Source organism: Streptomyces sp. Inha503 (assembly GCF_047215865.1).
GTDB lineage: Bacteria > Actinomycetota > Actinomycetes > Streptomycetales > Streptomycetaceae > Streptomyces > Streptomyces lycopersici.
The window spans coordinates 7,700,236-7,716,661 of sequence record NZ_CP178360.1 but is presented as its reverse complement, the minus strand read 5'-3'; the positions used below and the strand labels follow the sequence as shown (position 1 = coordinate 7,716,661).

Below are 16,426 nucleotides of genomic sequence, written 5' to 3'. Positions count from 1 at the left end.
TTTCCGAGAACCTCGGCTTCCGGCTTTCCCAGAGCCTCAGCTTCCGGTGACCCTCAGCATCGCCCACATCGCGGCCGTCGCGGCCACCACGGTCGCCGGTGCGGTCAGCAGTCCAAGGCGGGTGAACACCCCCAGGTCGGAGCCGGTCTCCGGCTCGTGGCGGTGGACTATGCGCCGCCACAGCAGGGTCGCCAGGGAGCCGACGTAGGTGAGGTTGGGGCCCAGGTTGACGCCGATCAGTACGGCGAGCACGGGTCCGGGGCCGCCCCCGGAGGCGATCGGCAGCAGCGCCAGCACGGCGGGCAGGTTGTTGATCAGGTTGGCCAGCGCCGCCGCGACCGCCGCGATCCCCAGCAGCGCGGGCAGGCTCGCCCCGGTGGGCAGCACCTGGCCCAGCGCACCCTGGAGACCGCCCGCCAGCACGGCCTGGACCACTACCCCGAGCGCCAGCACGAACAGGCAGAACAGCGGCCCGGTCGCGCCGATCGCCTCCCTTACGGTCGCCCGGCGGCGCAGCAGCGCCCTTACGGTGAGCACGAGTGCGCCCGCCCAGGCCGCCCACTGGGGGTCCAGACCCGCCAGCGAGGTCCCGACGAACCCGGCGAGGGTCAGCAGCAGCACGGTCACCGCGAACACCGGCACCCGGGGCCAGTCGGCGGGCGGGGGCTCGCTGGTCCCGGCGGCCAGATCATCGGCGAAGAAGCGGCGGAAGACCAGGTACTCGATGCCGATGGTCACCAGCCAGGCGGGCCCCATCAGCACGGCGAACCGGGTGAAGGAGACCCCACCGGCCTCCAGGGCGAGCAGATTGGTGAGATTGGAGACCGGGAGGAGCAGGGACGCCGAGTTCGACAGATGGGCACAGGCGTACACATGCGGCCGGGACCGGGCCCCGAGCCGGGCCGCCGTGGCGAACACCACCGGCGTGAGCAGCACCACGGTGGCGTCCAGGCTCAGCACGGCGGTGACGGCGGCCGCGACGGCGAACACCCCGCCCAGGAGCCGGTCCGTACGCCCCGCGCAGGCCCGCGCCACGGCCTGCCCCGCCGCCTCGAAGAGCCCCTCGTCCGCGCACATGCGGGCGAGCAGCAGTACGGCGGCCAGAAAGCCCACGACGGGCAGCAGCTCCCGGGCCTCCGCCCAGGCCCGGGCGGGCGAGACCGCCCCGATGGCCACCACGATCCCGGCGGCGGGCACGGCCGCGACCGCTTCCGGCAGGCTGCGGGGCCGTGCCACCGCGAAAGCCAGTACGCCGAGGAGCAGGGCTACGGCAAGGGTCTCGGCGACGGCGGTACTCAGAACGAACTCCGGCGGAGGGTGCGATCAACACACCCATGATGCGGCATCGCGCGCCGCGGCCCCGCTCGGCCGGTTCGGGTAGGTGGCCGGCGGGTCGTGACGCCTGCGGCGGGCTGCTCCCCTCCCCGCCCCTTCCCGAAACTGGGGCCCCGCCCCAAACCCCGGGCTCCAGGACACGGAGCCCCCCACGCGGCGGAGCCGCATATCGCCACTGCGAGAAGGTCGAAGCCCCGCCCCGGGACCTGGGGGCGAACCCCAGCCCGGGGACCAGCAGCAGAACCCCCGCCCGGGGACCTGGAGCAGAACCCGGCCCGGGGACCAGGAGCGAAGCCCCACCCGGAGACCAGAGGCGAAGCCCCACCCGGGTCCAGCAGCAGAACCCCCATCCGGGGCCCAGGGGCGAACCCCCGCCCGGGGACCAGGAGCGAACCCCCGGCCCCGGACCTAGGGCAGAACCCCCGCCCGGGGCCAGGAGCGAATCCCCGGCCCTGGACCTGGGGCAGAACCCCTGCCCGGGGCCCAGGGGCGAACCCCCGCCCGGGGACCAGGAACAGAACCCTGCCCGGGGACCAAGGGCGAACCCCCGCCCGGGGACCAAGGGCGAAGCCCCGCCCGAGGGCCAGGAACAGCACCCTCGCCCGGGACTTGGGGCACAACCCCCATCCGGGGCCTGGGGCGGAGCCCCGGTCCGGGGCCTGGGGCGGAGCCCCGGCCGGGGGCTGGGGCGGAGCCCCAGTTTCGGGGAGGGGCGGGGAGGGGAAAGTCCGGCGGACGACCGGCAGGTCAGCCAACGCTCAGGCGGTCCTGGGGAAGCTGACCTCCACCCGGCGGTTGCGCTTGCGGCCCTCCTCCGTCGCGTTGTCCGCGATCGGGTACTGCTCGCCGTAGCCCCGGATCTCGTAGTTGACGGAAGGGTCCAGATCCTCGGCGAGCGCCTGCTGCACCGCGTTGGCCCGCTGCTTGGAGAGCACGATGCCGTGGCCCGCGGAGCCCAGGTCGTCGGTGAAGCCGAAGACGCGGACGCTCCTGGCGTTCTGCCGCTCGGCCTCGGAGGCGATCTCCTTGATCCGGGCCCGCGCGTCGCCGCCCAGCTTCGCGCTGTCCTTGCCGAAGAGCACCTCGGCCTGGAGGGCGAACTTCACCTTGGCGTTGGTGTCCTCCCGCCGCTCGTCGCCGTCGTCCGTCTCGACCACGGACTTGATGTCCAGGACCCGGCCGGGCGCCAGCTTCGCGCCCTCGGGCATCTTCAGATCGGAGTCGTTGGCGTCGATCTTCACCGGCGGGCTGGTGTCGGCGGGCGCGCCGGGGCCGCTGTCCGCGTGGGCGGGCGGCGCCGGGGCGGTGAGGGTGACCAGGAGCGCGGTGGAGGCCAGCGCGGCCAGTACGGGGCCGCGGCGCGCGGGGCGGGCCGTCGTCTGCGGTGTCATGGCGCGGCTCACCCGGAGAGGGTGATGCTGACGGACGGCATGGTCGGGATCTGGAAGTCGATTTCCTTCACGCTCTTCGGCGGGGCCGGGAACTGCGCGAACAGCGGGCGGCTCTCATTGGGCTTGATCCCGGAGAGCCCCGTGGTGCACAGACACTGGCCGTCGGTGTCCCGGAGGACGAGATAGCGCTTCTTGCCCTTCTCGTCGACCAGGGACGCGCCGGAGACGGACGAGAGGGACTTCACCTCGGTCTCCTTCGAGCGCCAGTCGATCGCGTTGAAGAGCCGGCTGCCGTGGTTGGTGACGGTGGCGTTGACGGTCACGAACCCGCCGTCGTCGCGCACCGCGGAGTGCAGGGTGACGACGATCCCGCCGGGCCCCTTCATCTCGCCGATGGTCTTGGAGGAGTCCGCCGCGGGCTCCTGCTCGTCGCCGCCGTCCTTGCCCGCGGTCGACGTCCGGTCCGCGGCGTCGTCGGGCTTCTTGTCGCCGTCGCCGTTGCCGCACCCGGCCACGGCGAGGGCCAGGGCCGCGGCGAGCGCCGTCGCGGCGGCCCCCCTCCGGGCCTTCGTCGTGTGCCGAATGCTCATCGCTCGCTGTCCTTTGCTCTTCTACTCTTCGTTCGCTCGTCAGTCGGCCAGGTGCACGGAGAAGAGGTCCTTGGCGTCGGGGAAGAGATCGAGCCGCGTCGGGTCGATGGTCAGGTCGGTTCCGTCGCAGAGAAGGTCGATGGGCGGCTTGTCATCCTTGCCGTCATCCTTGCCGTCATCCTTACCGCCGTCCCCGCCCTTGCCGTCGTCCTTACCGTCGTCATCCTTGCCGCCGCCGTCGCCCTGGCCGCCGCCGTCGTCGTCGGGCCGCTCGGTCGGCGGGGCGGGCGGCTCGGCCGTGCAGCGCGGGGTGACGACCGCCTTGGCCGTCGCCTCCCCATACTTGCTCTCCGTGCCGGGGATGACGGTCTTGCCCACGGGCTTGTGCGTCTTCACGGTGACGGTGAAGGACGTCGGCAGGAAGTCGGGCCCGCGGCAGTCGGTCACATCCGCCCCGTTCTGGTCGGCGAACCACTGCGCCTGGTCACAGGCGTTGGTGCCGCCAAGTCCCCGTCCGTCCAGCAGGTCGTCCCATGCGCTGCCGTTGGCGATCGCCTCCAGGAACCCCTTGCGCAGCTGGTCGCGGTAGTCCTGGGCGGCCGCGAGGGCCGCCGCGTCGGCGGCGGTCTGTCCGCCGTTGCGGGTGGCTCCGGCCTGGCCGACGGCGAAAAGGGCGAGCGCCAGGAAGAGCAGGCCCGCCACCGCCGTGATGTAGATCGGAAATGCCTGCCCCGCGTCGCTCCTGAGATCTCGGCGCGCTGTCACGGGACCGGTCAGATGCCGACGACCTGTGAGATCTTGTCGGAGATGGCGTTTGCGATCATGCTGCCGAAGTCCGTGGTCGACAGGACCAGCACGATGGCGACCACCACGGCGATGATGCCCAGGTATTCGATCGAGGTCTGTCCCCGATCGTTCCGCATGACGCGCTTCCCCATTGTGTTCCCCTCCATGGGCTGCCGTCCCTCTGTGGTCCGGCGACTCAACCCCCGTGGTGTCGCTCGCGACACGAGCAAAGTACGCCGAAACAGCCGTCTCGGAACAGTGCCCTAGGAAGCATTGCCTTCCCCGTTCACCACGTTCGAACCGTGGACGTGACGACCAACCCCGACCGCGCATCCGTCTCACCCCCTCCCGCACCGAGGAGTTCTCCGTCGACGACTGTCCCACATTCAATTGCAACCGCGAAGGAGCTTCACCTAAAAGAGACCGTCAGTCCCCGGTCACCGAGCCGAAGTCGGTACCCGAGCCGATGAAGAACCCCGCGACGAGCAACACCATGGTTCCGGGCACCATGAAGGTCGTGATGACCATGGTCGCCTTCGGCACCGCGCGGGCCGCGCGCCGCCGGGCGTTCTGGGCGTCAGTACGGCGCATGTCGTTCGCAATGGCGATCAACGTTTCGACAATCGGAGCGCCCAGCTCCTCGCCCTGCTGAAGGGCGGTGACGAACTGCGCGACCTGTTCTGAGTCATTACGTTTACGTAGTTCCTCGAACGCCTGACGACGGCTGACTCCCATGTCCATTTGCCGAAGTGTGATGCGAAGTTCATCCGCCCAGGGGCCCTCATACTTCTCGGCCACCCGGTCCAGGGCCTGACGGAAGCTCAAACCGGCGCTCACCACGACGGCCAGAACGTCCAGAAAGTCCGGCAACGTCCGCTCGATCGCGTCCTTGCGCTCGCGCACCGCCGCCCAGATGCCCACCTCGATCCAGAACAGCCCGAACGCCACCAGCAACAGCGCCAGCAGGACTTGCCCCTTGAGCAGCATCACCAGCGCCCCGACGAAGCCGAGCGCCCCGTACACCGCCCGCCGGGCCGCGTAGCGATCCACCGTCAGACCGCCCGGGTTGCCCGCCAGATCGATCCGGCGGCGGACCCGGGCCACCCGCTTCTCGCCCATCAGCCGCAGCACCAGCGGCGCGTAGCGCATGCCCAGCCGGTCGACGGCCGAGCCGACCACGGTCGTCCGGCTGGAGCCGACCTCCAGGGCCACCGCCAGATCGCTGGGCAGCTTGGCCTCGCTGCGGTACAGCGCGATGCCGTAGGCGATGCCCGCCACCGCGAGACCGGCCGCCAGCGCCAGCAGCAGTGCCATCTCCCTCAAGTCCCCTCTACCCGGATTCGCCGGACTTCGCTAGACGTCGATCTTGGACATGCGGCGGATGAGGAAGAAGCCGATCCCGTACAGGCAGAACGCCACGACCACCGCCGCCTGCCCCCAGAAGGACGAGGTCATCCGGTCCAGCGAACCGGCCGAGATCCGGTTCATCAGCAGCAGCGTCCCGATCCCCAGCAGCGGTACGACATAGGCGGTGACGGTCACCTGCGAGAGCTGGGTGCGCACCTCCCGCCGGGTCTCCTTGCGCTCCTCCAGCGTCTGGGTGAGGTTGCGCAGCGAGCTGACCACGGTCCCGCCCGCGCGGTTGGACAGCACCAGCGTGGTGACCAGCACCACCAGCTCCCGGGACGGCAGCCGCTCGGCCAGCTCCTCCAGCGCGTCGTCGATCGAGTGGCCGACGGCCAGCTTGGCCGCGACCTTGGCCAGCTCCTCGCCCGCCGGTGCCTCCATCTCGTCCGCCGCCATGCCGAGCGCGGTGCGCAGCGCCAGCCCGGCCTGGGTGGCGTTGGCCAGGATCCGCGACAGCTCCGGCAGTTGGTTGATGAAGCGCTCTATCCGCTTCTGGCGCTGCCAGTTGAGGAACGCGAAGGATCCCCATACGGCCACCACCGCCGCTATCGGGCCGAAGAACGCCGCGAGGAAGGACGCCGCGATCAGCCACAGCCCGGCCGCCGCCCCCGCCGTGTAGACGAAGAACTCCCCCGGGGTGATCTCCAGCCCCGTGGCCGCCAGCCGCAGCTCCAGCTTCCGGCCCAGCGAGGTGGTGCGCAGCCGCCGGTCGACACCGGAGAAGCGGCGCGCGCGGGCGGTGCCCGGCAGCGGTCCGGTCTCCGACAGCCGGTCGATCAGGGCGCGCTGCTGCTCCTTGCCGCGTACGTAGGTGTGTACGCCCACGACGCCCAGCGCGCCGCACACCAGCGTCGCGCCGAGGGCGGCCGTCGCGAGATGGTCCATGGGCCCTGCTACCTCCGGTCCCTGGGGTCGAACGGGGGTCGGTCCTGTGGGGGCCGGCCGAACGGGGGCCGGTCGTACGGGTCGTATCCGGCCGCGCGGGTGGCCAGCTGCGCCGGGAAGGCGGCGACGCCGAAGGCGGGCGGCACCGATTCGCTGGCCATGCGCAGCCGCTCGGCGACCCGCTCGGGCAGCGGGAAGTAGCCGAACCGCCCGTGCACCACCCGGTCCGCGCCCATCGGCTGGGCGTCGAAGCGGCAGACGGTGGCGATGCGGTACGACTCGTGGCCATGGCTGTCGAGCAGCGCGATCTCGCTGATCCGCCGCGAGCCGTCGGCGTGCCGGACGAGTTGGACGATGCAGTCCACGGCGCTGTTGATCTGGTCCCGCAGCGCCTCGTAGGGGATCGCCACATCCGACATGGAGGCCAGCGTCTGGAGCCGCATCAGCGCATCCTCGGCGCTGTTGGCGTGGACGGTGGCCAGCGAACCGTCATGGCCGGTGGACATGGCCTGGAGCATGTCGAGGGTCTCACCGCCGCGCACCTCGCCGACGATGATGCGGTCGGGGCGCATCCGGAGGGAGTTGCGGACCAGGTCGCGGATGGTGATCCGGCCCTTGCCCTCGACGTTGGGCGGCCGGGACTCCAGCCGGATGACATGTGTCTGCTGGAGCTGGAGTTCGGCGGCGTCCTCGACGGTGATGATGCGCTCCCCGTCGGGGATCAGCCCGGAGAGGGCGTTGAGCAGCGTGGTCTTGCCGGATCCGGTGGGGCCGGAGACCACGACGTTGAACTTGGCCCGCACCAGCGCCGCGAGCAGCATCAGCATCTGCTCGTCCAGCGTGCCCATGCCGATCAGCTCATGGAGGGTGTAGGCGCGGGGGAAGCGGCGGATGGTGAGCGTGGCGCCGGTGAGGGCGAGCGGCGGGATGATCACGTTGACGCGCTCACCGGACGGGAGCCGGGCGTCGACCATCGGATTCGACTCGTCCACGCGGCGGTTGACCGTGGAGACGATGCGCTCGATGGTCTGCATCAGCTGCTCTTCGGAGGCGAAGCGGACGGGGACCAGCTCGACCCGGCCCGCGCGCTCCACGAAGATCTGGTCCGGGCCGTTGACCATGATCTCGGTGATGGAGGCGTCCTCGAGGAGCGGTTCGAGCACCCCGAGGCCGAGCGCCTCGTCCACCACCCGGCGGATCAGCTGGGAGCGCTCGCTGGTGGACAGCACCGGGCCCTCGCGGCTGATGATGTGGCCGAGCACCCGCTCCAGCCGGGAGCGGCGCTCGGCGGTGGAGAGCGAGGACATCTCGGCGAGGTCGATCTCCTCCAGCAGCTTGGCGCGGTAGGCGGAGACGAGGTGCCCGTCCTGGCGCCCGCTGCCCTCGCCGGGCCCCTCGGGCGCGGTGATACGGGCCCGCAGGCTCATCGTTCGCCTCCCAACGCGGCCGGCGCCAGGCCGCCCGTACCGCCGTCTCCGTCGTCGCAGGGCATGGTGGCGCTCTTCTCGGCGCTGCCGAAGTCGAAGCCGGGGATGACGGAGGGGATCTCCACGGTCGCGGTGGCCTGCGCCTCCCCGCCCCCGCAGCCCCCGCTCCCGATGCTCGCCCCGTCGGCCAGCCATCCGCTGATCGCCGCCTTCCCGGCGGCCTGCGGGCTGGTCCGCGGCTCGTCCAGCGACGCCGTCCGCGCCGCCGCCCGCGCCGCGGTCCCGGCCTGCTGCGCGGCGTACGCGGCGATGCCGAGCTGCACGGCGGCGAGCGCGACGAGGATCAAAACCGGCAGAAACCCGAGGAATTCTATGGACGCCGACCCGGCGTCACCCCGCCCCCGACGCGCCGCGACGGGCCCTCGGCCCGACCGGCCCAGCCCCGCCGCCAGTCGGCCGCACCGCCGGTCGGCCTCCGCCGCGCCGCGAAGTCCCACCGATTCCGGACCCTGGCCCCCGGGCCGCGTGGCGGCGGGCGACCGGCCGTCGCCCGGCCAGGCCGTCGCCCCACCCCGACGCGCCGCGACGGCGCGAAGCGACGACGCACGACCGGCCGCCCCACGCCCCCGCGACGAACCCACCGCCTCGGGACGACGCCGCCCGGCGGGACCACCGCCGCCCGGCGCCGCGGGCCCGACGGCCGCCGCAGCGGGTGCGACGCCCGGTGCCGCGGGCGCGGCGGGCGGGGACGGGGGCGGCCCCGGGTGGGTACGGCGGCGGGGCGCCAGCGCAGGGCGTCCGGGGAGGGGAGGGTGGTGACGGGTCATCTCACTCTCCTCCGCCCGCCAGGTCGGTCTCGTCCGCCGCGCCCGCCGTGCCCGTGACCGTCCAGGGGAAGTCGGCGGCGCCCGGGAAGAGGATCGGGACGTGGAGCTTGACGGTGGCCTTGTAGACCGTGCCGTCACCGCCGCCGCAGTCGATGTCGGCGGTCCAGGAGCCGGGGATGTCCTTCGCGGCCGCGTCCTGGCAGGCGCCCGCGCCCTTGGCGGCGCCCGCGCGGGCGCCCTTGTCCGCGGAGTTGCCCGCCAGCGAGTACGTGTAGCCCACCAGCACCAGCTGCCAGATGACCGCGAGCACGATCAGGGCCAGCGGCAGGACGCCGAGGAACTCGACCGTCACCTGGCCGCGGTCGCCGCCGCCCCGCTTGCGCAGGAAGCCCCTGGTGGAGGGCGGGGCGATCTCGTTCAGCGCGTCGGTGCCGTCGCCCACACCGCCCTGCGCCGGGTCGCCGCCCGCCTCTATGGCGTGGCGCCGCCGCAGCCCCGGCAGGGCCCGCTCGCCGCCGCCTCCGGCCGCGTGGCCACCCCGGTGGCCGGCGCGGCGGCCGCCGCCGCCCGGGGGTGCCGCCGCCACCAGGCCCAGCTCACCGGCCAGCCCCCACAGCGCCTGTTTGACGGCCGACTTGGCGTCCAGGTCGTGCATCCGGCCGGAGTCGACGGCCGGCTGGAGCTCCTTGAAGCCGGCCGGGATCGCCGTGCGCGCCACCGTCGTACCGGTGGCCCGCTGGACCAGCTGCGGCTGGATCTCCGCGCTGCGGGTGTGCCGGTTGACCACGGTCACGGTCTCCTCCGCCTTGCGGATCTGGAGCCGGTCCCACAGCCGGACCATGCGCTTGGCGGCGCGCACCGCGACCACGTCCGGGGTGGTCACCAGCAGCGCGATGTCCGCGAGCTCCACGGCGGCGGCGCCCGCGGAGGTCATCTGCGTACCGCAGTCGACGATCACCACCTCGAAGCGCGACCGCAGCGCGCCGATGACCTGCCGTGCGGTGCCGTCGGTCACCTCCTCGCCGCGCTCGCCCTCGCCCGGCGCGAGCAGCAGCCCGAGCCCGGTCTGATGGGTGAACACCGCGTCCTGGAGCACCCGCGGCGAGATGTCGTTGATCTGCGCCAGATCGGCGATCGAGCGCCGGAACTGGACGTCGAGGTACGAGGCGATGTCCCCGGACTGGAGGTCCATGTCGACCAGCGCGACCTTACGGCCCGCGGCCCGCGCGGCGAGCGCGAGCTGTACGGCGGTCACGGTGGTGCCCACCCCGCCCTTGGCGCCCGCGACCGCGACCAGCTTGCCGCCGGGCCCGGCGGCGAACGGATCGCCGCCGCCCCCGAGATGGCGCCGCACGCCCGCGGCCCACTGGGCGGCGCCCTGTACGCGGGCGGCCAGCTCCTCGTACCCCAGCGGTATCCCGGCGATGCCGCGGGCCCCGGCGTCCATGGCGGCCGAGTACAGCGCGGGCCCCGCGTCGGCGGTCACCAGCACCACGCCCACCGCCGGGAAGCGCAGCGCGATCTCGCGGATCAGCTCCAGCGCCGGGGCCGGGCCGATGCGCTCATGGACGAGGACGACCTCCGGCAGCTCCTCCAGGGAGGCGGCGGCCAGCGCGGCGAGGGTGTCGAGGAGCAGGGTCGAGTCGCCCACCGGCGCCGACGGTTCGACACCGGGCAACTGGCCGAGCAGCCCGCTGAGGGAGTGGGCGGCGTCGGGGTCGCCGACGGCCGGCAGAATTCTGATCGTCACCGCGGCACCTCCTCACTCATTTGTCGCCGTCGAGGGTGTAGGTGCGGTCGTCGGGGTCTATGGAGGGGCCCCCGCCGGGCGCGACCAGCGCGAGCCGCACATGCGAGGCGAACGACTCGGCGTACGCGACGCGCTGGGCGTTCCTGGTGTCGAGCGCGAAGGTGATCGGCACGGCCTCGTCGATCCGCCGCTTGTCGTCCTGGTCGGGCTCCAGGGCGGTGATCTTGCCGAGGTCGAGCACCTCGGCGCCCGCGACGATCAGCTTGGAGACCGGCTTCTCGCCCTGGGTGTCGCCCTCGAAGGTGGCGAAGATATTGACCCTGGCGCCCGGGGTGATCTTGCCCGCGACACCGGTCGCCGCATCCACCATGATCGCGATCTCCTGCTGCCCCGGCTTCAGGGCGGGCCGGTTCACGATCATGTCGCGCTGGAGCAGCGACCCCTTGGTCAGCTGGGTCACCGCGATCTTCCCGCGTAGCTCGTCGAGATCGGTGACGGCGGTGGAGGGCACATAGCGCTTGGGCATCGAGACCTTCTCGAACTCCCCCGCCTCCAGCGCCTTGTACGGCTTGACGTCCGAGGTGAGCTTGTAGGCCGTGGTCTCGGGGCCGACCTTCGACTCCACGTCGTTGACGACGGAGAGGACTCCGGCGAAGGCGCCGACGGCGCACAGGACCGACAGGAGCAGCAGGATGACTCCGCGGCGCTGGCGTGAATTCATGGGTCGCACAACCTCGTTCGGGGACGTTACCGGCTGGTCAGGGCGGGACGTTGGGACGTGAGCAGTGCGGGGATCTCATCGCCGCGGGCCACCGGGCAGGAGCAGAAGGCGCAGCGGTCGCCGATGAGTTCGAAGCCGCACCAGTGGCACTCCTCCCTCCGTACGGAGGCCACGAGCTGGTAGAGGACCGAGAGGTCGGGGATGGCCGCGGCGAACTCGATCAGCTTCGGGGTGCCCCACCAGCGCGCCGACTCGGCGGGCAGCGGCACCTCCTCCACGCCGCGTACGCCCCAGGCGGGGGCGAGGGCGCCGGTGACCCAGTCGTCGTGGCCCGCGCCGCCGCCCCCGTAGCCGTGGCTGCCGAGCTGGCCCCGGGCGATGGTCATGGCGGTGGCGTACCCGGGGGCGGGCAGCTCGGTCGCGCCGCCGACCTTGACCAGGTGCGGGGTGGGGTGGGCGAGCACCCCGAAGTGGGCACCTGGCACCCAGGACTTGACGTGCGAGGTGAGGCTGACCGGGACCCGGTCCAGCTTGGCGACGCTGCCCAGCAGCGCGCCCGCGTGGATGTAGTGGGAGAGCAGCCGGGCGGCACACGCCAGCACGCCGGGGCTGAAGTCGGATATGGACAGCTGGCGCAGCTGACGGGCTAATACGGCGACGGCCAGCGGGGGCAGTTCGAGCGGCAGCAGCGCCATCCGGTCGCTCTCCAGGACGGAGCGCACGGTGTGGAGCCTGCGGACCACGGCCGCGGGGGTCGCGGCGGGGTAGAGCACGACGAGGTAGCCCTGCTGGTCGAGGAGGGTCCCGACCTCGGCGAGGGCGTCGTCGAGTGACTGTGCGTCCGGCGGGCGGAGCACTACGGCCGACGGGGTCTGCCCGTCGGGCGGCGGAAGCACCAGCTCGCGGCCGGTGACTGCTATCGCGGTGGGCACGTCGGCTACCCCGTCTCACATCGGCGCCGAGCGGCGGCGGCCGCAGGTCGTTACTGCCCCTGTCTCTTACTGCCCCTGTCCTGGTGCGTCGTCACTTTATCCACGAAAACGGCGTGAGAGAACAGTTCCTCTGGGTTACGCACTCCAGGCCCGATCCTTCAGTCCGCGCATCCCCTTGACAAGGGCATTGGTCTGGACCACGTTACGTTCACACGGTGGCCACCGTCCGCAAGCTCCTCCTTCACACCGGCTTCCCAACGGATTCCCCCACGGAGGCAGTCATGGACCGTGTCCCACACCCCCGCCCCACCCGACTCAGACGCAACGTCGCCCGGCTGACCGGCGCGTTCGCCGCAACCGCGCTGGGCGCGACCGCACTTGTCGCCCTCGGCACCACCGCCTCGGGCGCCGCTGCGGACACCACCTCAGGCGCCGCGACCGCCGCGGCCGCCAACCTCGCCCAGAACCCCGGCTTCGAGTCCGGCCTCAGCGGCTGGACCTGCTCGGCCGGGAGCGGCACCACGGTCGCGAGCCCCGTCCACAGCGGCTCGGCCGCCCTCAAGGCCACCCCGGCGGGCACGGACAACGCCCGCTGCGCCCAGACCGTGGCCGTCAAGCCCAACTCCTCGTACACCCTCGGCGCCTGGGTCCAGGGCAGCTATGTGTACCTCGGCGCGAGCGGCACCGGCACCACCGACGTCTCGACCTGGACGCCCTCCGCGACCGGCTGGCAGCAGCTCAGCACCAGCTTCACCACCGGCGCCAACACCACCTCGGTGACCGTCTACACCCACGGCTGGTACGGCCAGCCCGCCTACTACGCCGACGACATCAGCCTGTCCGGCCCCGGCGGCGACCCCGGCGACCCGGTGCCGGGCGCGCCGAGCGGGCTGAAGGCCGGCGCCGTCACCTCGTCCTCCATCGATCTGTCCTGGTCCCCGGTCACCGGCGCGACCGGCTACAACGTCTACCGCGACGGCTCCAAGGTGCAGTCGGTCGGCGGGACTTCCGCGACCGTGACCGGGCTGGCGCCGTCCACCTCGTACCAGTTCCAGGTCACCGCCACCAACGCGGCGGGCGAGTCGCCCAGGTCGGCCGCCGTCACGGGCACCACTTCGGCCGGAGGCGGCGGGGGCGGCGGCGCCGTGCCCAAGCACGCGGTCACCGGCTACTGGCAGAACTTCAACAACGGCGCGGCCGTGCAGAAGCTGCGCGAGGTCCAGGGCCAGTACGACATCATCGCGGTGGCCTTCGCGGACGCCACCGGCACCCCCGGAGCGGTCGACTTCACCCTCGACCCCGCCACCGGCTACGGCAGCGAGCAGCAGTTCAAGGACGACATCAAGGCCAAGCAGGCGGCCGGGAAGTCCGTCGTGATCTCCATCGGCGGCCAGAACGGCACGGTCTCGATCAACGACTCGACTTCCGCGAACAACTTCGCCAACTCCGTCTACGCCCTGATGCGCGAGTACGGCTTCAACGGCGTCGACATCGACCTGGAGAACGGCCTCAACGCCACCTATATGACCCAGGCGCTGCGCTCCCTGTCGGCGAAGGCCGGATCCGGCCTGGTGATCACCATGGCCCCGCAGACCATCGACATGCAGTCCACGTCCAACGCCTACTTCCAGACGGCGCTGAACATCAAGGACATCCTGACGGTGGTCAATATGCAGTACTACAACAGCGGTTCCATGCTGGGCTGTGACGGCAAGGTCTACTCACAGGGCTCGGTCGACTTCCTCACCGCCCTCGCCTGCATCCAGCTGGAGGGCGGGCTCTCCCCGTCCCAGGTCGGCCTGGGCCTGCCCGCCTCGACGCGCGGCGCGGGCAGCGGCTATGTCTCCCCGACGGTCGTGAACAACGCCCTGGACTGTCTGGCCCGCGGCACGAACTGCGGCTCCTTCAAACCGTCCCGTACCTACCCGGGTCTGCGCGGCGCGATGACCTGGTCCACCAACTGGGACGCGACGGCGGGCAACGCCTGGTCGAACGCGGTGGGCCCCAAGGTGCACGGTCTGCCGTAGCGTGACGCGCCCCCTGTCGGGGGACGCGACACGGCCCCTTTCGCGGGGAGGGGCCAAGGGGGCCGGGAGCGCAACCGCTCTTGGCCCCCTCATCCGCATTTTTCACCCTCATGTGCAGGGAAGACATCGCGTGGGGTTGACAACGCTATTGGTCTGGACCACCTTATACGCACGCCACAGGGGCCCCTGAACGCGCACTGGCACCACCTCCCCCCACATCCCCCCACGTACGGAGGCTGTCGTGGTACGCGCACAGTTCACCAAGCGGCTGCTCGGAGCCGCCGCAGTCGTCGCCCTCGCCGCAGGAGGGCTCATATCCGCCGGTTCGGCCAACGCGTCCGAGGACCAGCCGGACACGAAGCAGCACGCCGCCGCCGTTCCCGAGCACGCCGTCACCGGCTACTGGCAGAACTTCGACAACGGCGCGACGAAGCAGAAGCTCTCGGATGTCCCGGACGACTACGACATCATCGCGGTGGCCTTCGCCGACGCCACCGGCTCCCCCGGAGCGGTCGACTTCAAGCTCGACCCCGCCACCGGCTACGGCGACGAGCAGCAGTTCAAGGACGACATCAAGGCCAAGCAGGCGGCCGGGAAGTCCGTGATCATCTCCGTTGGCGGCGAGAAGGGCTCCATCTCGGTCAGCGACGACGCCTCGGCGGACGCCTTCGCCTCCTCCATCACCGGCCTGATGGACAAGTACGGCTTCAACGGCGTGGACATCGACCTCGAGAACGGTGTCAACTCCACGTACATGACCAAGGCCCTCAAGGCCATCCACGACAAGAAGAGCGATGTCGTGGTCACCATGGCGCCGCAGACCATCGACATGCAGTCGGCGTCCACCGAGTACTTCAAGACCGCCCTGGCGATCAAGGACTTCCTGACGGTCGTCAACATGCAGTACTACAACAGCGGCTCGATGCAGGGCTGTGACGGCAAGGTCTACTCACAGGGCTCGGTCGACTTCCTCACCGGCCTCGCCTGCATCCAGCTCGAGAACGGCCTCGACCCGTCCCAGGTGGGCATCGGCGTGCCCGCCTCCACCAGCGGCGCCGGCTCCGGCTATGTCGAGCCGAAGGTCGTCAACGACGCCCTGGACTGCCTCGCCAAGGGCTCCGGCTGCGGCTCCTTCAAGCCGTCCAAGACCTACCCCGGCATCCGTGGCGCGATGACCTGGTCCACCAACTGGGACGCGGCCAGCGGTAACGCCTGGTCGAAGGCGGTCGGCCCGCACGTCCACGGGCTGTAGGCCGCGCCGCCCGCAGACCCTCGGAGCACGAACGACAGTTCGACGTACGCCGATGCGCCCCGCCCGTGACAGGCGGGGCGCACCGGCGTACGGGTGTTCGCTAGGGCTTGGGCAGCACACAGCCCGCCAGGTTGAGGTCGATCTTGTTGCCGGTGGTCACGCACTTGGTGATGCCGTACGTCTCCTGGGCGTAGTTGATGCCCTGGCGCACCGTCACCGTGCCGTTCTGGTCCACCTCGCACGGGTTGTTGAGAGTGCAGCGGCCGCCGTCCTCGTTGCCCGTGTTGTTGACGGCCACGACCTTGCCGGACGCCGGGTCGACGACGGGAGAGCCCGACGTTCCGCCGATCGTGTCACAGGCGGAGGTGTAGCGGACCGAGTCCTTCCAGGTCCAGTCCCCCTCCTTAAGGCGATATGCAAATCCGTCGATATTGCAGGAGTAGATCTTCTTCCAGTAGCCGGAGACCACATTGATCGCGGAGCCCTGGGTCGGGTGGCTGTCCGACAGCGTCAGCGCCTTGATGCCGTACGACGACTGGATCTGGGCGTACGTGGACGTCAGCTGGTACAGCGAGACGTCGGTGTCGGTCATCGTCGCGTACGCGACCTTGCTCGCCCGGACGGTCCCGGCCCGGCCGCCCGAGGCGGTCAGCAGGGTGAAGCTCCGGCTGGACGGCTGGTCGACGATCACCTCTCCCGCGCCGGGGAAGCCGCTCTCCAGGCAGTGGCCGTTGGAGAGGACGAGCGCGGGGTCGCTGTCGGCCGAGCCCGGCGTGCGGACGACGGAACCGGAGCAGTTGCTGAGCGCCACCGTGCCGGTGAAGTCGACCGCCTTCGGGGCCTTGGCTGAGACCTTGGCAGGGGCCTCGGTGGAAACCTTGGCGGGAGCCTTGGCCGGGGACGCGGCCGTCGCGGGCGCCGCGCCCGCGCCGACGAGGGTCGCGCCGCCCAGTAACAGGGCCGAGAGCGCACCGACGAGAGATCTGTTCATGCGGGGGGTTCCTTCCCTCGATGAGAGATTCCTTCGGCTTCGACCATTTCCCACCCTTGCGCATGTCATGCGCATGGCCGAACACTGGCGCAGCAGTCGCTCGCC

The 16,426-nt window shown here is 71.4% G+C and carries 15 protein-coding genes; 2 read left to right on the top strand and 13 right to left on the bottom strand.

What is annotated here, in order from left to right; all coding sequences use genetic code 11:
• Nucleotides 1-36: 36 nt before the first annotated feature.
• The 12 genes from ACJX2R_RS32755 to ACJX2R_RS32700 all read right to left on the bottom strand — a co-directional run bounded on the left by ACJX2R_RS32755 (nucleotide 37) and on the right by ACJX2R_RS32700 (nucleotide 12,051).
• On the bottom strand, nucleotides 37-1,299 hold the full coding sequence (locus ACJX2R_RS32755) for an SLC13 family permease (RefSeq protein ID WP_413105996.1): 1,263 nt from the start codon (nucleotides 1,297-1,299) through the stop codon (nucleotides 37-39).
• A gap of 794 nt (nucleotides 1,300-2,093) precedes the next feature.
• A complete protein-coding gene (locus tag ACJX2R_RS32750; protein ID WP_413103070.1) occupies nucleotides 2,094-2,726 on the bottom strand; it encodes an OmpA family protein in 633 nt (210 codons plus the stop codon).
• Between the two features lie 8 nt (nucleotides 2,727-2,734).
• A complete protein-coding gene (locus tag ACJX2R_RS32745; RefSeq protein ID WP_413103069.1) occupies nucleotides 2,735-3,316 on the bottom strand; it encodes a hypothetical protein in 582 nt (193 codons plus the stop codon).
• A gap of 39 nt (nucleotides 3,317-3,355) precedes the next feature.
• Entirely contained in the window at nucleotides 3,356-4,081 is a 726-nt protein-coding gene (locus tag ACJX2R_RS32740) for a pilus assembly protein TadG-related protein (protein WP_413103068.1), read from the bottom strand.
• Nucleotides 4,082-4,089: 8 nt separating this feature from the next.
• Nucleotides 4,090-4,239, bottom strand: a complete 150-nt coding sequence (locus tag ACJX2R_RS32735; RefSeq protein WP_162496074.1) for a hypothetical protein — start codon at nucleotides 4,237-4,239, stop codon at nucleotides 4,090-4,092.
• A 289-nt stretch (nucleotides 4,240-4,528) separates the two neighbouring features.
• Nucleotides 4,529-5,416, bottom strand: a complete 888-nt coding sequence (locus ACJX2R_RS32730) for a DUF5936 domain-containing protein (protein ID WP_046089983.1) — start codon at nucleotides 5,414-5,416, stop codon at nucleotides 4,529-4,531.
• Between the two features lie 39 nt (nucleotides 5,417-5,455).
• A complete protein-coding gene (locus tag ACJX2R_RS32725; RefSeq protein ID WP_210950827.1) occupies nucleotides 5,456-6,394 on the bottom strand; it encodes a type II secretion system F family protein in 939 nt (312 codons plus the stop codon).
• 8 nt (nucleotides 6,395-6,402) lie between these two features.
• On the bottom strand, nucleotides 6,403-7,821 hold the full coding sequence (locus tag ACJX2R_RS32720; protein WP_413103067.1) for a CpaF family protein: 1,419 nt from the start codon (nucleotides 7,819-7,821) through the stop codon (nucleotides 6,403-6,405).
• Nucleotides 7,818-8,318: a TadE/TadG family type IV pilus assembly protein gene (locus tag ACJX2R_RS32715; protein ID WP_413103066.1), complete on the bottom strand. Its 501-nt coding sequence runs from the start codon at nucleotides 8,316-8,318 to the stop codon at nucleotides 7,818-7,820. The genes ACJX2R_RS32720 and ACJX2R_RS32715 overlap by 4 nt, the downstream gene beginning before the upstream one ends.
• 331 nt (nucleotides 8,319-8,649) lie before the next feature.
• Nucleotides 8,650-10,398, bottom strand: a complete 1,749-nt coding sequence (locus ACJX2R_RS32710) for an AAA family ATPase (RefSeq protein ID WP_413103065.1) — start codon at nucleotides 10,396-10,398, stop codon at nucleotides 8,650-8,652.
• A gap of 16 nt (nucleotides 10,399-10,414) precedes the next feature.
• On the bottom strand, nucleotides 10,415-11,119 hold the full coding sequence (gene cpaB, locus ACJX2R_RS32705; protein ID WP_262702976.1) for a Flp pilus assembly protein CpaB: 705 nt from the start codon (nucleotides 11,117-11,119) through the stop codon (nucleotides 10,415-10,417).
• Between the two features lie 26 nt (nucleotides 11,120-11,145).
• On the bottom strand, nucleotides 11,146-12,051 hold the full coding sequence (locus ACJX2R_RS32700) for a hypothetical protein (protein WP_413103064.1): 906 nt from the start codon (nucleotides 12,049-12,051) through the stop codon (nucleotides 11,146-11,148).
• Between the two features lie 281 nt (nucleotides 12,052-12,332).
• On the opposite strand from ACJX2R_RS32700, the gene ACJX2R_RS32695 reads away from it, so the two are divergent.
• Nucleotides 12,333-14,078, top strand: coding sequence for a chitinase (locus ACJX2R_RS32695; protein ID WP_413103063.1), 1,746 nt, complete (start codon nucleotides 12,333-12,335; stop codon nucleotides 14,076-14,078).
• A 241-nt stretch (nucleotides 14,079-14,319) separates the two neighbouring features.
• Nucleotides 14,320-15,330, top strand: coding sequence for a chitinase (locus ACJX2R_RS32690; RefSeq protein WP_262702973.1), 1,011 nt, complete (start codon nucleotides 14,320-14,322; stop codon nucleotides 15,328-15,330).
• Nucleotides 15,331-15,430: 100 nt separating this feature from the next.
• Here the strand turns inward: ACJX2R_RS32690 and ACJX2R_RS32685 are convergent, their stop codons facing one another.
• Nucleotides 15,431-16,321 carry a S1 family peptidase gene (locus ACJX2R_RS32685; protein ID WP_413103062.1) on the bottom strand — a complete coding sequence of 297 codons (891 nt, stop codon included), beginning with the start codon at nucleotides 16,319-16,321 and terminating at the stop codon, nucleotides 15,431-15,433.
• Nucleotides 16,322-16,426 lie beyond the last annotated feature (105 nt).